This is a genomic window from Streptomyces sp. NRRL WC-3626 (assembly GCF_000718785.1).
Classification (GTDB): domain Bacteria; phylum Actinomycetota; class Actinomycetes; order Streptomycetales; family Streptomycetaceae; genus Streptomyces; species Streptomyces edwardsiae.
The window spans coordinates 129834-150142 of the sequence record NZ_JOCA01000003.1 but is presented as its reverse complement, the minus strand read 5'-3'; the positions used below and the strand labels follow the sequence as shown (position 1 = coordinate 150142).

At 73.2% G+C, this 20309-nt stretch carries 18 protein-coding genes and 1 pseudogene; 9 read left to right on the top strand and 10 right to left on the bottom strand.

Annotated features, from left to right (window positions below; genetic code table 11):
- Position 1: 1 nt before the first annotated feature.
- A complete protein-coding gene (locus IF28_RS0106335) occupies positions 2–367 on the bottom strand; it encodes a PH domain-containing protein (RefSeq protein ID WP_030215207.1) in 366 nt (121 codons plus the stop codon).
- A 291-nt stretch (positions 368–658) separates the two neighbouring features.
- On the opposite strand from IF28_RS0106335, the pseudogene IF28_RS37550 reads away from it, so the two are divergent.
- Positions 659–787: pseudogene (locus tag IF28_RS37550) on the top strand (DUF397 domain-containing protein); the annotation flags it as partial.
- A 65-nt stretch (positions 788–852) separates the two neighbouring features.
- On the opposite strand, the gene metG reads toward IF28_RS37550, so the two are convergent.
- On the bottom strand, positions 853–2469 hold the full coding sequence (metG, locus tag IF28_RS0106325) for a methionine--tRNA ligase (protein ID WP_030215204.1): 1617 nt from the start codon (positions 2467–2469) through the stop codon (positions 853–855).
- Between the two features lie 97 nt (positions 2470–2566).
- Positions 2567–3856 carry a VWA domain-containing protein gene (locus IF28_RS0106320; RefSeq protein WP_030215202.1) on the bottom strand — a complete coding sequence of 430 codons (1290 nt, stop codon included), beginning with the start codon at positions 3854–3856 and terminating at the stop codon, positions 2567–2569.
- A gap of 254 nt (positions 3857–4110) precedes the next feature.
- Here IF28_RS0106320 and IF28_RS0106315 point away from each other — a divergent pair, with 254 nt between their 5' ends.
- The gene (locus IF28_RS0106315; protein ID WP_030215199.1) at positions 4111–6195 is read left to right on the top strand and encodes a PhoX family protein; all 2085 of its coding nucleotides are present in this window, start codon (positions 4111–4113) and stop codon (positions 6193–6195) included.
- Between the two features lie 21 nt (positions 6196–6216).
- Here the strand turns inward: IF28_RS0106315 and IF28_RS0106310 are convergent, their stop codons facing one another.
- Positions 6217–7143 (bottom strand): LysR family transcriptional regulator, encoded by a 927-nt coding sequence (locus tag IF28_RS0106310; RefSeq protein ID WP_030215196.1) that lies wholly within the window; start codon positions 7141–7143, stop codon positions 6217–6219.
- Positions 7144–7345: 202 nt separating this feature from the next.
- On the opposite strand from IF28_RS0106310, the gene snpA reads away from it, so the two are divergent.
- The gene (gene snpA / locus IF28_RS0106305) at positions 7346–8041 is read left to right on the top strand and encodes a snapalysin (protein ID WP_030215194.1); all 696 of its coding nucleotides are present in this window, start codon (positions 7346–7348) and stop codon (positions 8039–8041) included.
- A gap of 172 nt (positions 8042–8213) precedes the next feature.
- On the opposite strand, the gene IF28_RS0106300 is transcribed toward snpA, so the two are convergent.
- The 3 genes from IF28_RS0106300 to IF28_RS0106290 form a co-directional block, all read right to left on the bottom strand.
- Positions 8214–9212, bottom strand: coding sequence for an endonuclease/exonuclease/phosphatase family protein (locus IF28_RS0106300; protein WP_030215190.1), 999 nt, complete (start codon positions 9210–9212; stop codon positions 8214–8216).
- A 44-nt stretch (positions 9213–9256) separates the two neighbouring features.
- Entirely contained in the window at positions 9257–10162 is a 906-nt protein-coding gene (locus IF28_RS0106295; RefSeq protein ID WP_106981999.1) for a hypothetical protein, read from the bottom strand.
- A gap of 226 nt (positions 10163–10388) precedes the next feature.
- Complete coding sequence (locus IF28_RS0106290; protein ID WP_030215184.1) at positions 10389–10811, bottom strand: hypothetical protein; 423 nt, start codon at positions 10809–10811, stop codon at positions 10389–10391.
- 109 nt (positions 10812–10920) lie between these two features.
- Here IF28_RS0106290 and IF28_RS0106285 point away from each other — a divergent pair, with 109 nt between their 5' ends.
- Both IF28_RS0106285 and IF28_RS0106280 read left to right on the top strand, forming a co-directional pair.
- Positions 10921–12132, top strand: coding sequence for a PP2C family protein-serine/threonine phosphatase (locus tag IF28_RS0106285; protein ID WP_030215180.1), 1212 nt, complete (start codon positions 10921–10923; stop codon positions 12130–12132).
- Positions 12133–12196: 64 nt separating this feature from the next.
- Positions 12197–13276: a hypothetical protein gene (locus IF28_RS0106280; protein WP_030215176.1), complete on the top strand. Its 1080-nt coding sequence runs from the start codon at positions 12197–12199 to the stop codon at positions 13274–13276.
- Between the two features lie 17 nt (positions 13277–13293).
- On the opposite strand, the gene IF28_RS39390 is transcribed toward IF28_RS0106280, so the two are convergent.
- A complete protein-coding gene (locus tag IF28_RS39390) occupies positions 13294–13458 on the bottom strand; it encodes a hypothetical protein (protein WP_199808958.1) in 165 nt (54 codons plus the stop codon).
- 97 nt (positions 13459–13555) lie between these two features.
- Here IF28_RS39390 and IF28_RS0106270 point away from each other — a divergent pair, with 97 nt between their 5' ends.
- Both IF28_RS0106270 and IF28_RS0106265 read left to right on the top strand, forming a co-directional pair.
- Complete coding sequence (locus tag IF28_RS0106270; RefSeq protein WP_030215173.1) at positions 13556–14899, top strand: helix-turn-helix domain-containing protein; 1344 nt, start codon at positions 13556–13558, stop codon at positions 14897–14899.
- Positions 14900–15056: 157 nt separating this feature from the next.
- Positions 15057–15812, top strand: coding sequence for a GAF and ANTAR domain-containing protein (locus IF28_RS0106265; protein WP_030215171.1), 756 nt, complete (start codon positions 15057–15059; stop codon positions 15810–15812).
- A 49-nt stretch (positions 15813–15861) separates the two neighbouring features.
- Here IF28_RS0106265 and IF28_RS0106260 read toward each other — a convergent pair whose 3' ends face one another.
- Complete coding sequence (locus IF28_RS0106260; protein ID WP_030215168.1) at positions 15862–16680, bottom strand: hypothetical protein; 819 nt, start codon at positions 16678–16680, stop codon at positions 15862–15864.
- Positions 16681–17139: 459 nt separating this feature from the next.
- Here IF28_RS0106260 and IF28_RS0106255 point away from each other — a divergent pair, with 459 nt between their 5' ends.
- Both IF28_RS0106255 and IF28_RS0106250 read left to right on the top strand, forming a co-directional pair.
- Positions 17140–18843, top strand: a complete 1704-nt coding sequence (locus IF28_RS0106255; RefSeq protein ID WP_030215164.1) for a glycoside hydrolase family 13 protein — start codon at positions 17140–17142, stop codon at positions 18841–18843.
- Positions 18844–19147: 304 nt separating this feature from the next.
- Positions 19148–19885, top strand: coding sequence for an Ig-like domain-containing protein (locus IF28_RS0106250; protein WP_030215161.1), 738 nt, complete (start codon positions 19148–19150; stop codon positions 19883–19885).
- 2 nt (positions 19886–19887) lie between these two features.
- Here IF28_RS0106250 and IF28_RS0106245 read toward each other — a convergent pair whose 3' ends face one another.
- Positions 19888–20259: a DUF6479 family protein gene (locus IF28_RS0106245; RefSeq protein WP_030215157.1), complete on the bottom strand. Its 372-nt coding sequence runs from the start codon at positions 20257–20259 to the stop codon at positions 19888–19890.
- Between the last annotated feature and the right edge of the window lie 50 nt (positions 20260–20309).

The following is a 20309-nucleotide window of genomic DNA, read 5'->3' as shown; positions in this document are numbered from 1 at the left end:
GTCAGCGCGCCACGAACTGGGTGAGGATGGCCTGGACCTCGTAGATGTCGACGCCCTTGGTGAAGGTCTTCTGGACGGGGGCCTGGGAGCCGGAGAGCCAGATCTTCAGTTCGGCGTCGAGGTCGAAGTGGCCGGCCGTCTCGACCGCGAAGTGCGTGATGCTGCGGTACGGGATCGAGTGGTACTCCGTCTTCTTGCCGGTGATGCCCTGCTTGTCGATCAGGAGCAGTCGCCGGTCGGTGAAGAGGATGGTGTCGCGGATCAGCAGATAGGCGGCGTTGACCTGCTCGCCGTGCCCGAGCAGACGCGCGTACTCCTGCTGCGCCTGGGCCGGGTCGATGCTGTGCGCGTTGCCGAACAGTGCCATGGGTGCCCCCGTGTGATCTGGTTCTTTGTTCGATCTTCGCGCAGGCGGAGGGCCCGGGAGAAGCCTCCGCCTCTCCCGGGCCCCTGCTGTAGCGAGCGCGTTACGCGGCCGGGTTCTCCGCGATACGCGAAGCCGCCGCCGTCAGCCGCGACTCGCGTCGTCGAAGATGCCTTCGGCGGTCGGCGGTCGGCGCCGGCGTCCGGACTCGGTGTCGGGGTCGGGTACGCGGCGGAGCACAAGGTCGTCACCGCGGGTGTCCGTGGCCCCGATGCGTAAGGTCCCGTCGCGGTCCAGTGCGTTGAGGTCGCGAACACGCTTGGCGCGGTGCACGTCCGTGACTCCAAGAACGTGGCAGGTCCTCGGCTTGCCGTTGCGCCCCGCGCGTGGGCCGAGTTCGTGGCGCACGCGTCGGGGAGCTGACCCCTTCACCTGCGCAGAGGCCCGGAAACGTGGTGTTTCCGGGCCTCTGGACGTACGTGCGGGTCCTACGCGGTCGGCTTCTCCTCGAGGCGGGGGAAGAGGACCGCGCCCTTGGTGACCGTCGTGCCGGCGGGCAGGATGCCCCAGGTGCCGGCTTCCGTGACGTCCTGGTCCGCGAGGGCGCCGAGGCCGGCCTCCGCGCCGAGGGAGTCCCAGAGCTTCTGGGAGGTCTCCGGCATGATCGGGTTGAGGAGGACCGCCACCGCGCGGAGGGATTCCGCGGCCGTGTAGAGGATCGTCGCCAGGCGGGCCTTGCCCTCCGGTGAGTCGTCCTTGGCGACCTTCCACGGCTCCTGCTCCGTGATGTAGCCGTTGACCTGCTTCACGAAGTCGAAGACGGCCAGGATGCCGCCCTGGAAGTCCAGCTCCTCGCCGATCTTCCGGTCCGCCTCTGTGACCGCCTTGGTCAGGCCGTCCTGGATCGCCCGCTCCGCGTCACCGTCGGCCGTCGACGCCGGCAGCTCCCCGCCGAAGTACTTGCCGACCATCGCGGCCACACGGGAGGCCAGGTTGCCGTAGTCGTTCGCCAGCTCGCTGGTGTAGCGGGCCGAGAAGTCCTCCCAGGAGAAGCTGCCGTCCTGGCCGAAGGCGATCGCCCGCAGGAAGTACCAGCGGTACGCGTCCACGCCGAAGTGCGAGGTCAGGTCCTGCGGCTTGATGCCGGTCAGGTTGGACTTGCTCATCTTCTCGCCGCCGACCATCAGCCAGCCGTTCGCGGCGACCTTCCCGGGGAGCGGGAGGCCCTGCGCCATCAGCATGGCCGGCCAGATGATCGCGTGGAAGCGCAGGATGTCCTTGCCGACCAGGTGCACGTCGGCGGGGAACGTCGACTCGAACTTCTCCGGGTTCTCGTTGTAGCCGACCGCCGTCGCGTAGTTCAGCAGCGCGTCGACCCACACGTAGATGACGTGCTTGTCGTCCCACGGGACGGGCACGCCCCAGTCGAACGTCGAGCGGGAGATCGAGAGGTCCTGGAGGCCCTGGCGGACGAAGTTCACGACCTCGTTGCGCGCCGACTCCGGCTGGATGAAGCCCGGGTTGGCCTCGTAGTGGGCGAGGAGCTTCTCGCCGTACTCGCTCAGCTTGAAGAAGTAGTTCTCCTCGCTGAGGATCTCCACCGGCTTCTTGTGGATCGGGCACAGCTTCTGGCCCGCGTACTCGCCCTCGCCGTCGAGCAGCTCGCCGGGGAGCTTGTACTCCTCGCAGCCCACGCAGTACGGGCCCTCGTAGCCGCCCTTGTAGATCTCGCCCTTGTCGTACAGGTCCTGCACGAACTCCTGGACGCGGTCGGTGTGCCGCTTCTGCGTGGTGCGGATGAAGTCGTCGTTCGCGATGTCGAGGTGCTCCCACAGGGGCTTCCAGGCCTCCGTGACGAGCTTGTTGGCCCAGGCCTGCGGGGTGACCCCGTTCGCCTCGGCCGTGCGCATGATCTTCTGACCGTGCTCGTCCGTGCCGGTGAGGTACCACACCTTCTCACCGCGCTGGCGGTGCCAGCGGGTGAGCACGTCGCCTGCGACGGTCGTATAGGCGTGGCCCAGGTGAGGAGCGTCGTTGACGTAGTAGATGGGGGTCGAGACGTAGTACGCCTTCGCCCCCTGCTTCTCGGATCCAGTGGCCGCCATGGTCGAAATCCTACTGGCCCCGCGCAGGTCGGCTCACACGCGTTTCGGGGGGCGGACGGGATTCCCGTCCGCCCCCCGAGCTGGGTCACCGTGGTGACTACGGGCGCCAGGACGCCAGGACGCCCTCGTAGAGCTCGCTGTCCGTGAGCTCGCGGGGGGTGGGGCCGGCGTGGAAGAAGGCGGTGTTCTCCGTCTTCAGCTTGCGGAGGTAGTCGAAGGCCTTGTTGTCGTGCTCACCGAAGGCGACGAAGGAGAAGAACACGGTGGGGTGGGTCTTCGCGGCGGCGGTGAGGGACTGGGTGGCGGGGGTCTTGGCGTCCGGGGCGCCGTCCGTCTGGAAGATCACCAGGGCGGGGGTGCCGGCTTCCTCTTCCGCGTGGCGGGCGAGTACGGCTTCCACGGCGGCGTGGTAGCTGGTACGGCCCATGCGGCCGAGGCCCGCGTGCAGCTCGTCGATCTTGTTCTCGTGGTCGGTGAGGGTCAGCTCGCCGGTGCCGTCGAGTTCGGTGGAGAAGAAGGTGACGTGGACCGTCGCCGTCGGGTCGAGGTGGGCGGCGAGGGCGAGGGTCTGCTCGCCGAGGGCCTGGGCGGAGCCGTCCTTGTAGTACGGGCGCATGCTCGCGGAGCGGTCGAGGACGAGGTAGATCTTGGCGCGGGCGCCGGTGAGGTTGTGGTTTGTGAGGGTGGTGGCGGCTGCGTTGTAGGCGGTGGTGAGGGTGGGGGGGATGGTGGGGTGGGGTTCGCCTGCGGCGGGCTCGGGTTCGGGCTTCGCCTCGGTTGCCGGCTCGGGTTCGGCAGCGGCGGCTGCGTCGGGCTCGGGTTCGGCCTCGGCTTCGCCTTCGGCGGGGGATTCGTTCCCACCCGCACCGCCCGTGCGGCTCTCGTCGTCGGGTGCGGGTGGCCCCTGTGGGACGTCCTCGCCGTCGGCGGCTGCGGCAGGCTCCTCAGCGGGGGCGGGCTCGGGGGTTGCCTCCGGCTCGGCCTTTGCCTCGATGACCGGCTCGGGCTCCGGCTCCGGTTCGCGCTCCGCCTCAACCTTCGGTTCCGGGGCGGGTTCGGCCTTGGCCGCGGGCTCCGGGGTGGCTTCGGGCTCGGGCTCAGGCTTCGGTTCGGCCTTGGCCGCAGGGGCCGGGGTGGGGGCCGGGTCCGGGGTGGTGACCTTGTCGAAGGCTTCTGAGACCAGGTCGTGTTCCGTTCGGGGTTCCGGGACCGACGGGGTGGATGCCGGGGTCGGTTCCGGGGAGGGGGACGGGATCGTCGGCTTGGTCGCCTCGGGCTCCGGGGGCGTCGCCACCGGAGCGGAAGCGTCCACCGCACCCTCCGCCTCGGCGGACCTCGCCTTGCGTGACCGGCCGAACGCGTTCCGCAGGAGAGTGAGAATGCCCATGTGCGCAACCCTTCGCATGAGTTGATGCCCGTCAATCCCTGGCCAGGACGGACACGTAAGGTTATCGACCCGCAAGGGCGATCTTGGGCAGGGTCGGAGTTGGCCGAATCGTATATGTCAAGGGCGCGATCCGGCCCGGGGCACCTTCCGTAATGCTGCGGCAGGTTCACTCGCCGTTCACCCGGGCGCCCGGCTACCGCACATATGTGCTCCTACGGTCACGCTGACACCACGGGTACCCAAGGAGTGAAAACGTGCGAAAGCTGCTGCCGTTGATCGGAACGCCGTCCGGTTCCCACCCCGGCGGACGGTCCGCCATGACCTGCCGTTTCCGGTGTGGTGACGCCTGCTTCCACGAGGTGCCCAACACCACGTCCAACGAGTACGTCGGTGATGTCATCGCCGGTGCCCTCAGCCGCCGTTCCATGATGCGTGCCGCCGCCGTCGTGACCGTGGCGGCCGCCGGCGCCGGGGCGGCCGGCGTCGTCGCCGCGCCCGAGGCGCAGGCCGCGCCCGCCGCGAAGGGCCACGGACACGGCAACGGGCACGGCAAACACAAGGGCGCCCGCGGTCTGCGGTTCGCCCCCGTCGCCCCGAACACCAACGACGCCGTGACCGTGCCCGAGGGCTACCGGCAGAACGTCGTCATCCGCTGGGGCGAGCCCATCCTGCGCGGCGCGCCCGCCTTCAACGGCGACAGGCAGAGCGCCAAGGCACAGGCCGGACAGTTCGGCTACAACTGCGACTTCCTCTCCCTGCTCCCCCTCAAGGGCGAGCACGGCCGCCAGCTCCTCGTCGCCAATCACGAGTACACCGACGAGATCCTCATGTTCCGGGACTACGACCCCGAGAACCCCACCCGTGAGCAGGTGGAGATCGCCTGGGCCGCGCACGGCCTCGCCGTCGTCGCCGTGGAGGAGGAGCGCCGCACCGGCGAACTGACCGCCGTCAGCCGGCACCGGCTCAACCGGCGCCTCACCGCCACCTCCGAGTTCCGCCTCACCGGCCCCGTCGCCGGGTCCGACCTGGTGAAGACCTCCGCCGACCCGCGCGGCAGCAAGGTCCTCGGCACTCTCAACAACTGCTCCGGCGGCACCACCCCGTGGGGCACCACGCTGCACGGCGAGGAGAACTTCAACCAGTACTTCGCCAACGGCGGCAGCGCCACCGACAAGCGGTACGGCATCGGCACCGGCGCCACCGAGCGCAAGTGGGAGCGGTTCGACAAGCGGTTCGACCTCGCCCAGGAGCCCAACGAGGTGCACCGCTTCGGCTACGTCGTCGAACTCGACCCGTACGACCCCGACTCCACCCCGCGCAAGCGCACCGCGCTCGGCCGCTTCAAGCACGAGGCCGCGACCGTACGCATGACGCACGACGGGCGACCGGTCGTCTACACCGGCGACGACGAACGGTTCGACTACTTCTACAAGTTCGTCGGCAGCAAGAGGATGCGGCACGGCAACAGCCGCTCCGCCCGCGAGCACAACCTCACCCTGCTCGACGAGGGCACGCTGTACGTCGCCAAGCTCACCGGCGACTCCCCCGCCATCGAGATCGACGGCACCGGCAAGCTTCCGAAGGACGGCGAGTTCGACGGCAGCGGCCAGTGGATCCCGCTGGCCACCGCCACCGCCCACGGCGCCGTCTCGCACGTCGACGGCATGACCGCCGAGGAGGTCTTCGTCTTCACCCGCCTCGCCGGCGACAAGGTGGGCGCCACCAAGATGGACCGCCCCGAGGACATCGAGCCGAACCCGGTCACCGGCAAGGTGTACGTCGCCCTCACCAACAACAGCAACCGCGGTGTCGGCTCCAACGCCAAGGCGGACGAGGCCAACCCGCGCAACGCCAACAAGCACGGCCACGTCCTCGAACTGACCGAGCGCTGGAACCGGCCGGAGAGCACCCGCTTCGCCTGGTCGCTGTTCCTGGTCGCGGGCGACCCCGAGGACCCGGCGACGTACTTCGCCGGCTTCCCGAAGGACTCCGTCAGCCCCATCTCCTGCCCGGACAACGTCGCCTTCGACGACCACGGCAACCTGTGGATCTCCACCGACGGCAGCGCCCTCGGCTCCCACGACGGCCTCTTCGGCGTCGCCACGCGCGGTGACCGGCGCGGCGAGCTGAAGCAGTTCCTCACCGTGCCCAACGGCGCCGAGACCTGCGGCCCGGTCATCCAGGACCGGCGCGTGCTGGTCGCCGTACAGCACCCGGGCGAGGTGGACGGGGCGACCGTGGACCAGCCGGCCAGCGCCTGGCCCGACGGGCCCGGCACGTACGTCCGCCCGGCGGTCGTCGCGGTGTGGCGCGCGGACGGGCAGGACATCGGCGTCTGAGGCAGCGGAGCGGGGGCTGGGTCAGGGGCCCGGGACCAGGTCCTGATCCAGCCACTCCCGGTACGCCGGTGCCTGCCGCGCCGCCTCCCGGTACGCGTCGGCCAGGTCGGGATAGACGCCCTCCAGCTCCGTCTCCGTACGCGCCGCCAGCAGCAGCCGTACGCCGAGCGGGTCGCCGTACAGCCGGCGGACCGCCGTCTCGGGGCGGGAGGGCGACGTCGGCTGGCACACCGTGACGACCTCGCCGATCGCGACCAGCGACGCGGCCGTGTGGTAGTCGCCGTGCAGCACGCGCGGGTTGATTCCGGCCGTGCGCAGGACCCGTCGTACGGCGTCCCACTCGCCGTCGACCGCCGGGTCGATCATCCAGCGGTCCTCGGCCAGGTCCGACAGCTGGACGACCGGACGCGCGGCGGCCGGGTGGTCGGCCGGGAGCGACACGAACTGCGGTTCGCGTTCGACGAGGACCCGGGTGCGCAGGTTCTCGGGGATGCGCAGCGGTGAGCCCTCGACCTCGTGCACGAACGCCACGTCGAGCTGGCCGTCGGCGACCATGCGCAGCAGCGCGTTGGCGGAGACGTCCATGTGCAGGGTGGGTTCCTGCCAGTGCCGTCGCAGCCGTCGCAGCCAGCCGGCCAGGGCGCGGCTGGCGGTCGAGCCGATGCGCAGCTGACGGTCTCCCACGGCGGCGGCGCGGGCCTCGGTGACCAGCGAGCGCAGTTCCGTGACGAGGGGGCGGGCGCGGCTGAGCACCAGCCGGCCCAGCGGGGTGGGGCGGCAGCCGGTACGGGCGCGTACGAACAGGGCGCCGCCCAGTTCCTGTTCGATGCGCCGCAACTGGGTGCTCAACGAGGGCTGGGCCACGCCGAGCTGACGTGCGGCACGGTGCAGACTGCCGGTGTCGGCGATCGCGCACAGCGCCCTGAGGTGCCTGACCTCGAGCTCCATGCCCTGGGAGCGTAAGCCGGAAGTTCAGCTTTCACCAGACACACAAACCCCGCCCGTTCCGGCCGAGTCGGGCGCTCACGGGCAGGTGGCCGGTGTAGGGCGATAGGGCCGTCCTATCACCGGTTGCCATCATCACAGCGGGCGCACAGGCGCACACACTCCTCGGTGACATGTGACTCACCCCCACCTCTAGGAGTCATCGATGCGTATGCGCATGCCCATGTCCGTGCTCACGGCCGCCGGTCTGAGCCTCACGGCTCTCGGGTTCGGTGTCGCCCCGGCGACCGCTGCGACCGCCCCGCTCGACGCCGGATCGGCGGCCTCGTCCGTTTTGTACGCCGCCTTCGACGGGCCGTCGGAGGAAGCCGCCGCCAACCGGGCCTTCTTCGAGGCCGTGCTGAAGTCGGCGGCCGAGAAGCGGGCCGCGAACCCCACGAGCGCGGCCGCCGTCACCGTCGTCTACAACGCCTCCCGGGCGCCGTCGTTCGCCTCGCAGATATCCCGCAGCGCGCAGATCTGGAACAGCTCGGTCTCCAACGTGAGACTCCAGGCCGGCACGTCGGGTGCGGACTTCACGTACTACGAGGGGAACGACTCCCGCGGCTCGTACGCGTCCACGGACGGACACGGGCGGGGGTACATCTTCCTCGACTACCGGCAGAACCAGCAGTACGACTCGACGCGGGTGACCGCGCATGAGACGGGGCACGTGCTGGGGCTGCCGGATCACTACTCCGGGCCGTGCAGTGAGCTGATGTCGGGGGGTGGGCCGGGGACGTCGTGCACCAACGCGTACCCGAACTCCGCGGAGCGGTCCCGGGTGAATCAGCTGTGGGCGAATGGGTTCGCCGCTGCGCTGGACAAGGCGGAGAAGGCGTTGCAGAAGTCCGCGCGTTAACCGGGGCTCGGGCTCGGTGGCCGGTTGTCACCGGTGACCGTGTGCTGTGGTGAGGCGGGGGTGGGTCGCGCGGCCCGGCGTTTGCGGGGTGCCGCCGCGCCCACCCGTGCCGCCTGGGGGTACCTCCCAGGCCCTTCAGGCACTGGGGGAGGCACGACTGCCCGCAGTTGCGTCAGCGGGCTGGGTGCAGGGTCAGGTCGGTCAGGAGTGCTCGGTGGTCGGTGTCGCCGAGGGTCAGGAAGCGGGTCCGGGTCGCTTTGAAGGTCTTCGAGACCAGGATGTGGTCTATCTGGGCGCCGAAGGCCGGGGTGGTGCGGGTGGGCCAGGTCGGGGTCCGGTCGGCGCCGGTCAGGCGGGACGCGTCGCGTAGGCCCGTGTCCAGGATGCGGCGGAAGGCCGCGTGGTCCTGGGAGGCGTTGAAGTCCCCGGCGAACACCGTCGGGGTGTCCCGGTCCGCGGCGGCGGCGTCGCGCAGCCGGCCGAGTTCCCGCTGCCACAGGCCCACCCGGTCCGGCAGCGGCGGCATCGGGTGCGCGAGCTGGAGCCGTACGGGATGCCCGTCCACGTCGGCCACGGCGCCGGGCATGCCCATCGTGCCCGGGACCCCGTCGGTGGCCCGCAGCGGGAAGCGGCTGAGGATGACCGACCCCTCGCTGCCGCCGCCCTCCACCGCCTGCCGGTGCGGGTAGGCGTCGGTCAGCTCCCGCTTCAGCGCCGCGTCACACGTGTACTCGCACTCCTGGACGAACACGAGGTCCGGCTTCTCACGGCGCACCGCGTCGATCAGCGCGTCGGTGGCCCGGCCGAACTCCACGTTGGACGTCAGCACACGCAGCTCGGCGACGGGCGGCCCCGAGGGGTCGCCCGTCTTCCCGTACGGCTCGATGAACCAGGCCAGCAGGCCGAGCAGCGCCACGCCCCACACGGCGCCGGTCCACCAGCGGGCCAGCACGGTGAAGAGCAGCCCCGCGGCGGTGGGTACGAGCAGCCAGGGCAGGAAGGCGAGGAGCTGCGGCACGGGGGTGATGCCGTCGGTGTCGGCGGTCCGGCAGCCGACGACGACGCTCACCCCGGCGAACAGCAGCGCCGCCGACCAGGTGCGGAACCGCCGTCGTCCCGTCCGCCCGGTCTCGTATCCGGTGGTCGACGGGTCGGCTGTCGCAGTGTCCAAGGTTTCCGGCCTTCCGCTCGCGGGTGCGATGACCGAATCCTCCCTCAGGGACGGGGGAGGGTGGCGGGCGGCTGCCGGGAAGGGGCGGCCGACGCGGTCGTGGAGGGCGGGGGTTCGCGGCGGCCGGTGAGCCAGGAGGCCAGCGCGACGGTCAGGCCCAGGGCGAGGAGGAGCCAGGACGCCGTGCGGAGGGTGGCGGTCAGGGCGTCGTAGACGGCGGCGGCGGCCGGACGGTGGATGCGGTCGGGGAGGTCGGCCAGGGTGAGCCGGCGGCCGACCGCGACCGCCACGGCGAGCAGGGCTCCGCCGAGGGCCGTGCCCAGGCCGGTCGCGGTGAGGGCACGGCGGCGGCAGGCGGCCACGGCGGTCCCGGTGACGGCGAGGACGACGGCCGCGAGCGGCAGCCAGAACGCGGCGGCGTCCAGCATGTGGAACCCCCTGCGGAGTCCGGCCACCTCGGTCTCCGGCACCACCGCGACCTCGGTGTGCTCCACGGGGATGCGGTGGGCGTAGGGCATGTGGTCGGCGGTGAGCTGCGCCCTCACCTGGGCGGTGACGGGGGCGAGGTCGATGGTGACCGGGCCGGGGGTGTCGGTGTGGAGGGCGCGCAGGAGGGCGTCGTGGACGGCCTCGTTCGTGGCGGTCCAGGCCGTGCGGAAGGCGGGGGTGCGGGTGAAGGAGCGGACCGCGTCCTTGATGAAGGGGGTGAGGGGGTTGTCGGTGGTGGTGGCGGCGGCCGGCTGGGGGGACAGGGTTTGTACGACCTCGTCCTGTACGGCGTCGGCGACCGCTTCGCGGATGGCGGGGTTGGTGGCGAGGGGGGCCATCGTGTCCACGTAGCGGGGGGTGTCGGTGAGGGTGTGGGTCGCCCAGGTGGTGAGGGTGGCGCAGGGGGTGAGGAGGCAGGCGAGGGTCAGGAGGGTTGCGGAGAGGGCGTTGCGGGGGGCCACCCCTTCAGGCAAGGGGGTGGGGGGTGTGCGCGCGAGTGGAGGCGGGCGTTCGGGTGTGCGGGTGGCCCGAACGGGGGCGGGTGGGGGTGGGCCGGGGGGTGTTCGCGCGGCCCGGCGCATGCGGGGTGCCGTCGCGCCCACCCGTGCCGCCCTGCGGCACGATTGCCCGCGGAGTGCGGGGGTGCGGCACGCCTGCCCGCGGAGTGCGGGGTGCGGGGGTGGGGCGTCAGGTGGGTTCGTGGGTGTAGTAGCGGTAGAACATGAGCAGGGTTGTTCCCGCTGCCACCGCCAGGGCCAGGGCTGTGGAGCGGAGGACGCTGCCGCCGGCCTGGCTGAAGAGGAAGCCGACCGCCGCGCCCGCGAAGGCTCCCCAGGTCACCGCGTGGGCTTCGCGGGGGAGTTTCGGGGCCAGCGCGAGCAGGGCCATGAGGACCACGGCGAAGACCAGCGCGGTCAGGAAGCCGAACAGGAGGTTCCAGCCGGTGATGGGTCCCGCGTCGCGCCGGTTGCCCGCCGCCCAGTAGCCGTACACGAGCCCGAGCAGGACGGGGATCGCGATCTTCGCCGCCGTATGGGTCCGTGCGCTGAAGACGTCGGTCGTGGCGGACCGTTCGATCGCCGCCCGGGACCGGGGTGCCGCGTGCGCCATGGGAGCACTCCTCTCGCCTCGCCCCCGCCCTCCAAGAGCACACCTCCCCGGCCCGGTCGGCAAGTGGGGACCGGATGCGGGCCGCACGGCCGCGTGTTTCGCTGGGGCCGTGAGTCGGGGCAGCGGAGGACACGGCCTGCACGACCGGTATCCCCTGACCGGCCGGAGGGACGTCGTGCATCGCCACGAGATGCTGCGGCTGCGAGGGCGCAGCATCACCTGGCTGCCGCCGCTGGTGCTGCTCACGGCGATCGCGATCGCCGACTACAACACCACCGGCGAGTTCCGGATCATCTCGTGGATCGTGCTGGTGCCGGGCATCGCCGCCGCGATCTGCGGGATCTGGGGCACGGCCGTGTTCGCCGTGCTCGCCATGTCCGTGTACACCGTCGTGGACAGCGCCTGGCCGCACCAGTTCCAGGCGGGTCTGCCGGACTTCATCCTGGTCGCCACCGGTGGCGTCCTCGCCACGCTGGCCTGTGTGGTGCGGGTGCGCGCCGAGCGCCGCGCGCTGCACATGCGGGACGTGACCGACACCGTACGGCGCACGGTGCTGCGCCCCCTGCCGCGGGGCTGGGGCGGTCTGGAGCACGCCGGGGTGTATCTCACCGCCGACGCCCAGGCCCGTGTCGGCGGCGACTTCTACGACATCCAGCCGGGCCCGTACGGCACCCGGGTCCTCGTCGGTGACGTGCAGGGCAAGGGGCTGGGGGCGGTGGAGACGGCGGCGGTGCTGCTCGGGACGTTCCGCGAGGCCGGGTACCACGAGGCCGAGCTGATGAAGGTCGCCGACCGGCTGGAGGAGCGGATGCTGCGGCACCGCGAGTACACGACGGCGCTGGGCCGGGGCGACGGCGACCGGTTCGCCACCGCCGTACTGCTCGGGTTCCCGGTGGACCGTACCGACGTCGTGGACGCCGTCGTGTTCGGGCACGAGGCCCCGCTGGCCGTCGGCCCCCGCGGCGTGCGGTCGCTGGCGGCCGGCGGGGGGCTGCCGATCGGCTGCCGGGACCTGGCCCCGGACCCGCCGCCGCTGTGCCGGGTGCCGGTCGCCGCCGACGAGACGCTGCTGGTGGTCACCGACGGGGTGACCGAGGCCCGGGACGGGCACGGTGACTTCTACCGGCTCGCCGAGGCCCTGACCCGGGCGGTGGCGGCGGACCCGCGGGTCGTGGCACCGGGCAGGCTGGTCGTCGCCGTACGGGACGGGACGCTGCGGCACAGCCGGGGGCATCTCGCCGACGACACCACCGCCTTCGCCGTACGGCGCACCCGCGGGCCGCGGGGCGAAGGCCCCGAAGAGGGACGTTCACGCCACTGACACCACCCCGCGCGGGCGCAGCGGTTACCGTGCATCCGTAGGTGATCGACAGGGGGAGGCGACCATGCCCGGAACCGTGCTGCTGGTGGCGGCCGCGCCGCTGGGCCGCGGGCGGCTGGTGGACGCGGCCTCCGTGCTCCCGGTCCTCGCGGCGGTGCCGCCCGCCGTGCTGTCCGGAACGGACACCGCGAACGTGGTCGAACTCGCCGACCCGCTGGAGCCGCAGGCCGTGCTGACCCGGCTGAGGGCCGCCGCCGCGGCGCCGGGACCGCTGACCGTGTACGTCACCGGGCAGCTCCAGCTCGACCGCAGACAGCGCCTGCCGCATCTGGCGCTGGCCCGGACGACCGCGTCGACGGTGCGGTACACGGCGCTGCCCTGGCAGTGGTTCCGGGAGGAGCTGCGGCTGCGGCCGGCGGGCGCCACGACGCTCTTCCTCGATCTGCACGCCGACGCGGAGACCTGGCAGTGGCTGTGCGCGCCGCGCCCGCCGGGCCCGTCCCCGCTGGACTGCGGCCGGGACAACACCGTCTACGGCCGGGTCGCGCCGCCGCCGTCCCGGCGCGGGGTCGCGGCACCGGCGTACATGAAGGCGGTCGCGACGATCCTGCGCAGCGGCCGCCGTCCCCCGGACGAGGAACTGCACCAGCAGGCGCTGACCCGGATCGCGCCGGAGAGCGCGGGCACCGATCTGCTGCTGGCGCAGCGCGGGCCGCTGCCGGGTGATCCGCACGCGGCCGTCACCGCCGCCGTACGGTCCGGGCGGCACGGCGACGCCGACGCGCTCGCCGCCCGGCTGGAGCAGGCGGCCCGGCTGGCGCACGGGCCCGCCTCCGAGGAGGCGCTGCACTGGACGGAGGTCCGGGCGGACCTGGCGATGCTGGCCGGGGACGCGGCCCGCAGCTGCCGTTCCTGGCTGGCGGTGGCCACCACCCGGCTGACCGCGGGGCAGCCGGCGGACGCGCCCGCCGTCGAATCGGCCGTGGACCGCGCGCACCACCAGTGGGGCCGGATCGGCGACCCCGTACGGGCCCGTGAACTGGGCCCCGTACTCGCCGAGTTGCGCGGCCGGGTACCGGGGCGGCGCGAGGGCGCCCTCGATCATGTGCGCGAACAACTGCGCCAGTTGCAGACGCAGGGTTAGATGTCCCCCGAGGTGGTCTAACGGACCGCCGCTTCCACCGGTGCCGTGGTCTGCCGGTCCGGCGCGGGGTCGTCGGCCTCGGCCGGGGCCGCGTTAGCGGCCAGGACCAGCGCCGCGACCGCGGCGACGGCCGCGGCCAGGCCACGGGCGTAACGCTCGGTGGTGCGTGTGGGTTCCAGCACGGCGACCTCGCAACAGCGATGGGTTAAGCACGTTTAATCCGCGGTTTAACCTAGGGGCTTGCGGTCACGAACGGCAAGGGGCACAGGGGGAGTTGGCGTGGGGGAGCGGGACGAGCCGAGGACCATCGGGCGGCGGGTGCAGCAGTTGCGGGTGGAGCGCGGGCTGACCCAGAAACAGCTGGCCGAGCCGGTGTACACGCCCGCGTACATATCCACTCTGGAGGCGGGCCGGGTGCGCCCCTCCGACGACGCCCTACGGCATCTCGCGGACCGTCTCGGAGTCGCGTTCGACGAACTGGCCACCGGACGTTCCGCCCGGCTGGTGACCGAGCTGCATCTGCGGCTGACCGAGGCGCAGCGCACCCTCGCCGTCGGTGAGACGGAGGCCGCGGTCGGGCAGTACGCCGGGCTGCTCGCCGAGGCGGAGGCGCAGGGGCTGACCGAGGAGGAGGCGGCCGCGCTGCTCGGGCTCGGGGAGTGCGCGCTGGAGACCGGCGAACTCGTCGAGGGACGCGAGTACTTCGAGCGGGCCGAGGCCCGGCTCGCGGAGGCGCCGCTGCCCGCGCGGGTGCCGGCGCTGCGCGGACGGGCGGTCGCGCACTACCTCGCGGGCGAACTGCGGTACGCGGTCTACCTCCTCGAGTCCACCATCGACGAACTGAACCGGGGCGGTCTGCACGACCCGGACGCGCTGCTGCTGCTGTACGCCAGCGCGATCGGCCCGTACATGGACATGGGCGCGCACGCGCGGGCCGCGCAGGCGGCGGAGTTCGCGCTGGCGCTCGCCCCGCAGTCCGGCGACCCCGCGCTGGTGGCGCGGATGCACCGGTCGGTGGCCCGCACCCTGCTCGCCGAGGGCCGCCTCGCCGAGGCGGACGCCTCGCTGGCCAAGGCGGCGGAGCTGTACCGGGGGCTGCAGCTCCGTACGGAGCTGGCCAACTGCCACTGGATGCGCGGCTATGTGTACGCGCAGAACGGTGAACTGGAGCGCGCCGAGACGGAGATGCGTGAGGCGCTGCGGATGCTGGCGGCCAAGCGGGCGTCCCTCTACAGCAGTCAGGTGACCGTCGAACTCGCCGACGTACTGCACCGGCGCGGCAGTTCCGAGGAGGCGGCGGCCCTGCTGGAGGACGTCCTCGGCGGGCTCTCGCCCGAGCGGGGCGCGGTGCACGCGGCGGCCGCGCACCGGCTGCTCGGCATCATCGCCGAGGACGCCCGCGAGGCCGAGCGGGCCGAGGAGCACTACGTACGCGCGATGAGCCTGCTGGAACGCGCGGGCGCCGCCGGTGACCTGGCCGACCTGTGCCGCCTCCTCGGCGACCTGCTGCGCCGCACCGGCCGCGTGGAGGCCGCCCTGGACGCCTACCGCACCGGCCTGGGCCACCGCACGGCCCCGGGTACGACCACCCTGGGCCCGGCGCCGGCACAGCCGCCGGTCTGACCGGTACGACGCGACGGCCGCGACGGGCGCGTACCCGGCGCGCGGAGTGATCGCCGAGCCGGCCTGTCCCGTACCGTGCGGCCCGGTGTCCGGGTTTCGATGCGGGGCGGTGTGGGAAACCGGGGCACTCATCGGCCGGCGACAGGCGAGGGAGGCGGTGGCCGTGCGGCCCAGGGACGACCCTGGGGGCGAGCCGGGCCGGGGCACCGGCGGCCGGGCGGACGCGCGGGTGATCGGCGCGGTCCTCGCGGGGCTGCGGGGCGCCGAGCCGGCCGCCGTACCGGCACGGCTGTGCGCGGTGGCCGTCGAACTGCTCCCGGTCGGCGGCGCGAGCGTGTCGCTGCGCGGCGACGGCATGCCCGTCCAGCTCGGCGCCTCCGGTCCGGGCGCCGCGCGGCTCGCCCAGCTCCAGGCCACCCTGGGGGACGGGCCCTGCCGTCATGTCCTGGAGACCGGTGAACCCGTCCTCGCGCGTGACCTCGCCGCCGCCGACTGCGCCGGCCGCTGGCCCGTCTTCGCCCAGCAGGCGCTCGGCGCGGGCGTGCGCGCGGTGTACGCCCTTCCCCTCGGCAGCGGTGCCGTCTGTGTCGGCACCCTCGACCTGTACCGCGGTATCCCCGGCGGGCTCACCGACGGCCAGCTGCGGGTCGCCCGGCTCGTCGCCGGGGTCATGACGGTGGCGCTGATGGACCTGCCGTACGACCTCCGGGACGCCGACGAACCGTGGCTCGGCGGACTCGCCGCCGACCACGACCGCGTCCACCAGGCCGTCGGCATGATCATGGCCCAGCTGAACGTCGGAGCCGACGAGGCCCTGGCCCGTCTCCGCGCCGACGCCTTCGCCCACGACCGCACGGCCCTGGAGGTCGCCCTGGACGTGATCACCCACGGCCGCCGCTTCGACGCCCCCTGAGGTGCGGGGACCGCCGGCCTCATCGGACCGTGCCGGTCTCCGCCCCCGCTCAGACCTGTACCCGTCCCTGGCGGCCGATCTCGCGCAGACGGTCCGCGCCGAGTTGGGTCATTGCCTGGGTGACCTCCGGGAGCACCGCGCCGAGGCCGCCGTTGGTGAGGGTGATCGTCTCCTCGCCGACGCGGATCGCCGCGAGGTTGACGGTGAGGCGGGTCGGTACACCGTCGGACGCCTTGCCGGTCATCGTCAGCCGCAGTCCCGCGCGCGCGTCGCCCGCCTCCGGGAGCGGCAGCTCCGTGACCTCGACGGCCTGGGCGCCGCCCCGGGTGGGCGTCGCCTCGAACCGTCCGCACTTCTCCGGCAGCGTCATCAGCCAGGCCAGCGCCCGGTCCGCGTCGGCGGGCGGGTGCGCGGCGACCTGGTAACGCAGCTGGGAGTCGTTGTAGGCGTCGTCGAGGGTGGCCGTGGCGGTCGGTCCGGCCGGCGGGCCGAACAGTTCCTCCGTGTACAGGGTGTCGAGCAGCCGGCGGCAGTCGGTGTCGTCCGTCTTCGACTTGAGCATCCCGTCCCGCCAGGTGGCCGCGCCCCGGCTCGCCATCCACGGCTCACCCAGGTCCGTCTCCGTGACCAGCGCGGCCCGCAGCTGTTCCTCGTTCAGCGCGGACGGGCCGGGCGAGGGCTGCCGTGCGGCGGGCGAGGCGGCCGACGGGGCCGTGGGGGTGGGGGCGGCCGGGGGTTCGGACACCGCCGCGGGCAGTGCGCGCGGCACGTCCCGGTCGCCCGCCATGCACCCCGCCGTGGTCAGCAGGGCCGTCACCGACAGCGCGGAGGCGAGGAGGGCGCGGGCGGCGGCCGGGGCATGCGTCATCGGGGTGCCTCCTGGGGGAACCGGGCCGTCCGCGAGCGGGACGTGCTCCCACGGCACCACCCCGCCGCCCGCCCCACCAGCGCGGCGAGCCGTCCGGGTGAGCCGCCCGCGCTGAGAACGGGTCGCGTCCTCCCCCGGCCGCCGTCCCCGCCCCCGGCGCGCCGGCATCCGGCCGGTGACCGAGCCCCGGGGCTCCGTCGCGCGCGGTGTTCGTCCCACGGCACGAGGAGCCCGCCGTGCACGCCCCCCGACGCCTCGGCCGTGGACCCGGCCCGTTCGACACCGACCCCCTGATGGGCGCGGGGTCTTTGTCCGCGCGTCCTTCCGCGAGGGACGAACAGGGCGAAAGTGTCGTCCGACACACCTGCGGGGAATGTCTCCACGTCACCGGTGTGTTCGTTTTTAGGGTGGTGTGGACAGATTCTCCGCCGGTACCCGCACGCACCCAGAGGAGACCGCGTGACCGACCGCACCCTCACGCCCGACGCCCGGCCGCCGCACCCCGCCCCCGACGCCACGCCCGACCTCTCCTCCCGCAACCCCGACTGGTGGCGGCAGGCCGTCGTCTACCAGGTCTACCCCCGCAGCTTCGCCGACGCGGACGGCGACGGGCTCGGTGATCTGCGCGGCGTCACCCGGCGTCTCACCCACCTCGCCGCCCTCGGCGTCGACGCCCTGTGGCTGAGCCCCTTCTACCCGTCCGAGCTCGCCGACGGCGGCTACGACGTCGCCGACCCGCGCGGTGTCGACCCGCGCCTCGGCACGCTCGACGACTTCGACGAGCTCGTCGCCGAGGCCCACCGGCTCGGCCTCAAGGTGATCGTCGACATCGTCCCCAACCACAGCTCCCACCAGCACGTCTGGTTCCAGGAGGCGCTGCGGGCCGGGCCCGGCTCCCCGGCCCGCGACCGCTACGTCTTCCGCGACGGCAAGGGGGAGCGGGGCGAGCTGCCGCCCACCGACTGGCAGTCCGTGTTCGGCGGCAGCGCGTGGCAGCGGGTGCCGGACGGGCAGTGGTACCTGCACCTGTTCGCCGCCGAGCAGCCCGACCTGAACTGGGGCCACCCGGACGTGCGCGCCGACGTCCGCACCACCCTGCGGTTCTGGTCCGACCGGGGCGTGGACGGCTTCCGCGTCGACGTCGCGCACGCTCTCGCCAAGGACCTCGACGAGCCGCTGCGCGACCTCGGGTCCCCCGAGCTGAGCGGCGAGGCCGGGCTCACCCACTTCGCGCCCGGCACCCACCCCTTCTACGACCGGGACGAGGTGCACGAGATCTACCGCGACTGGCGCAAGATCTTCGACGCCTACTCGCCGCCCCGGACGGCCGTCGCCGAAGCCTGGGTACCCGGTGCCCGCCGCGCCCTGTACGCCCGCCCGGACGAACTGGGCCAGGCCTTCAACTTCGAGTACCTCCAGGCGGGGTGGGACGCGCGGGAGCTGCGTCAGGTCATCACGGAGTCGCTGGCGACCGCGCACACCGCGGGCGCCCCGGCGACCTGGGTGCTCTCCAACCACGACGTCGTACGGCACGCCTCCCGGCTGATGCTGCCGCCGGGCACGGACGACAACGCGTGGCTGCTCTCCGGCGGCCACGCCCCTTCCGTCGACCGGGACGCCGGACTGCGCCGGGCCCGCGCCGCCACCCTGCTGATGCTGGCGCTGCCCGGCTCGGCGTACCTGTACCAGGGTGAGGAACTGGGCCTGCCCGAGGTCGCCGACCTGCCCACGGAGGTCCTCCAGGACCCGATCTGGGAGCAGACGGGGCATGTCCGCAAGGGCCGCGACGGCTGCCGGGTGCCGCTGCCGTGGACCACGACCGGCCCGTCGTACGGCTTCGGGGCGGCCGGCGCGTGGCTGCCGCAGCCGCCGTCGTTCGCCGCGTACGCCGTCGAGGCGCAGGACGGGGTGGAGGGCTCGACCCTGGAGCTGTACCGAACGGCCCTGCGCACCCGCCGCAAACTGATCGACGGCGAGACGCTGACCTGGGCGGAGGACACCCCGGAGGGGGTCCTGCGGTTCGGCCGCGGCGACGGCTGGAGCTGCGTGAGCAACCTGTCCACCGGACCGGTCCCCCTCCCGGCGGGCGAAGTCCTCCTGACCAGCGCCCCACTGGAGGACGGCCGCCTGGGCCCGGACACGACGGCCTGGATCCGCCACTGAGTCCCCGAGCCGCCCCGGCACCGGGGCGGCTCGGGGACTTCAGCGCCTCGGGGCTGCCGTCGGCTTCCAGGAGTGGGGCGCGGTGGTCCCGGGCGGTGGATGCCCTTCGGGGGACGCGCCCGCGCGGCGTGTCGGAGGTGCCCGGCAGGACTCGGGCGCGGTGGGCGGCCACGTGGCCCGCCCCCGGCGGTGCCGTCCCGGTGGAGCACCCGTACGGCCGTCCAGTAGGGGCGGCCCGTGCGGACACCCCGGCAGAATCGGCGGAGGGGGTGTCCATGACCGCCGTACAGGGAGACCGCCCACGATGAACAGGTCCAGCAGGACAGTGGCGGCCGCCGCGCTGACGGCGGCCGGAATTCTGGCCGGTGCGTGGCTGCCCGCCGCGGCGGGCGACCGGGTGCTGTGGGCGGAGGTGACGATCCCGCCCGGCCGGGACGGCGTCGTCGAGGCCGCCGGTTTCACCGGGCCCGCCCTCAAAGAGGGCTCCACGCTGACCCTGACCGCCCCTGCCGCGGCGCGGGTGACGGGCGTCCCCCTCGGCACCCCCGGCTACCGGGGCGCGGTGGTCGCCGACGGGCGCGGCGCCGTCTACACCGCGGTCTCGGCGGAACACCCCTGGCGGACGGGCGGGTTCCCCTTCGTGCTGGCGGTGCCCGCCGACGCCGTACCCGGAACCCGGCTGAGCGGCTGCGCCCTGCGCCTCGCGGACGCGGACGGCGTGACCCGCGCGGCGGGCGGCTGCCAGGTGACCGTGGGACTGGGCGAGCCGGTCCTGACCCGCCCGGAGTCCGGGGTGCCGCTGGACGCGCGGCCGGCGGTCGCCGGTACGGCCCATCCGGGCGCGCGGGTCACCGTCTCCGACAAGGACGGCCACGAGGTGTGCGCCGGCACCGCCGGGTCCGACGGTCACTGGACCTGCACTCCCGGGGCGGCGCTGCCGGACGGCCCCAACCGGCTCCAGGCCACCGCCGCCCTGAACGGCGTGAGCGCGTCCGGTGAGCAGATCCAGATCACCGTGGGGGAGGCCGCCCCGGCCCGGTGACGTCACACGTGCCCTGGACCGCCGCTCCCGAAGGCGCCGCTGGAACCGGGCAGCCAGCGCCTGCGTTTCTGGTCCTTGCCCGTCCTCGTCGCGGAGTGATGGAGCTCGTAGGGCATGAGCCGGGAGCCCGACTTCGACATGTCCGGCATCTCGTCCGGCTCCCGTATCTCCCGCATCTCGCGCACCGCGCCGCCGGCCGGGAGGTGTGGCTGCTCCTCGGCCTTCGGGCGGGGCTCCTCCTGGTCCATGTAGCGCATCCCGATACGCACGGCCCAGATCAGCGCGCCGGCCACGATCAGCCCGCCGATGAAGGCGCCGAAGACGGCCCACTTGTGCGTGTCCGCGGCCAGAACCACATACGTTGCCGTGTTCATGCTTCCGAGTATGGATGAAGAAATAGGATAAAGCGCCCGGAATGCCCGAC

Excerpts from the sequence above, each read along its gene's own strand:
- snpA (WP_030215194.1), top strand. The coding sequence starts at position 7,346 with ATGCGTATGCGCATGCCCATGTCCGTGCTCACGGCCGCCGGTCTGAGC.
- IF28_RS0106320 (WP_030215202.1), bottom strand. The coding sequence starts at position 3,856 with ATGGGCATTCTCACTCTCCTGCGGAACGCGTTCGGCCGGTCACGCAAG.
- IF28_RS0106310 (WP_030215196.1), bottom strand. The coding sequence starts at position 7,143 with ATGGAGCTCGAGGTCAGGCACCTCAGGGCGCTGTGCGCGATCGCCGAC.
- IF28_RS0106280 (WP_030215176.1), top strand. The coding sequence starts at position 12,197 with ATGCCCGGAACCGTGCTGCTGGTGGCGGCCGCGCCGCTGGGCCGCGGG.
- IF28_RS0106260 (WP_030215168.1), bottom strand. The coding sequence starts at position 16,680 with ATGACGCATGCCCCGGCCGCCGCCCGCGCCCTCCTCGCCTCCGCGCTG.
- IF28_RS0106290 (WP_030215184.1), bottom strand. The coding sequence starts at position 10,811 with ATGGCGCACGCGGCACCCCGGTCCCGGGCGGCGATCGAACGGTCCGCC.
- IF28_RS0106245 (WP_030215157.1), bottom strand. The coding sequence starts at position 20,259 with ATGAACACGGCAACGTATGTGGTTCTGGCCGCGGACACGCACAAGTGG.
- IF28_RS0106335 (WP_030215207.1), bottom strand. The coding sequence starts at position 367 with ATGGCACTGTTCGGCAACGCGCACAGCATCGACCCGGCCCAGGCGCAG.
- metG (WP_030215204.1), bottom strand. The coding sequence starts at position 2,469 with ATGGCGGCCACTGGATCCGAGAAGCAGGGGGCGAAGGCGTACTACGTC.
- IF28_RS0106250 (WP_030215161.1), top strand. The coding sequence starts at position 19,148 with ATGAACAGGTCCAGCAGGACAGTGGCGGCCGCCGCGCTGACGGCGGCC.